The 1,026-nt window shown below is 64.0% G+C and carries 2 protein-coding genes; both read left to right on the forward strand.

All coding sequences use genetic code 11. The annotated features are described in order from the left end of the window. On the forward strand, positions 1-553 hold a 553-nt coding region (locus tag EN879_RS37070), incomplete at its 5' end, for a pitrilysin family protein (protein ID WP_164774899.1). Positions 554-568: 15 nt separating this feature from the next. After that, a partial coding sequence (locus EN879_RS37075; RefSeq protein ID WP_164774900.1) for a GNAT family protein occupies positions 569-1,026 on the forward strand: 458 nt, incomplete at its 3' end.

Genomic DNA, 1,026 nt, shown 5'->3' on the forward strand with positions numbered 1-1,026 from the left:
CTATCATGTGCGCGACTTCTACGCCTCGCAGGTGCTGTCGATGATCCTCGGCGGCGGCATGTCGTCGCGCCTGTTCCAGGAGGTCCGCGAGAAGCGCGGCCTGTGTTACTCGGTCTATGCCTTCCATTGGGGCTTTTCCGACACCGGCGTCTTCGGCGTCCATGCAGCGACCGGCCAGAGCGACATCGCCGAACTGGTGCCTGTCATCATCGACGAACTGCAGAAGGCCGGTGAGAAGATCCTGCAGGAAGAACTCGACCGGGCGCGCGCCCAATATCGCGCCGGACTGATCATGTCAGCCGAAAGCCCGGCCAGCCGCGCTTCGCAGATCGCACGGCAACTGCTTCTGTTCGGCCGGCCGATCGCCAAGGAGGAACTGATGGAACGGCTGTCGGCGCTGACGATCGAGCGGCTGACCGATCTATCGTCGCGTTTGTTCTCGACCAAGCCGACGCTTACCGCTGTCGGGCCTGTGGGCACACTGGCGCCCTACGAGGCGATTCTCGAATCGCTCGCGGGCACGCAGACCGCGGCCCGCAAGCTCGCCGTCTAAGCCCCTCAAAGCGCCATGTTCGCGCTCCCTTTCTTTCGCCGTGACCTGCCGGCACTGAAAGGCGACCGTGTCACGCTGCGCGTGCCGTTCACCAACGACTATCGCGAGTGGGCGGCGGTGCGCGGGGAAAGCCGCGCTTTCCTCGAACCATGGGAGCCACGCTGGACTCCCGATGAACTCGACCGCAACGCATGGCGGCTGCGCATCAGCCGCTACCGCGAGGATTATGCTCAGGGAACCGCTATCGCCTTCTTTATCTTCGAGAGGAGCAGCGGCAAGCTTGCCGGCGGCATCACGCTCGGCAACATACGCCATGGCGTCTCGCAAAGCGGCCATGTCGGCTACTGGATCGGCGAGCGCTTCGGCGGCCGCGGCCTGATGACCGACGCGGTCAAGGTGGTGACCCGCTTCGCCTTCGATACGCTGAGGTTGCACCGGATCGAAGCGGCCTGTATTCCTGACAATATCAGGTC

The sequence above is a fragment of the Mesorhizobium sp. M7A.F.Ca.AU.002.02.1.1 genome (assembly GCF_003998535.1).
GTDB lineage: Bacteria > Pseudomonadota > Alphaproteobacteria > Rhizobiales > Rhizobiaceae > Mesorhizobium > Mesorhizobium ciceri.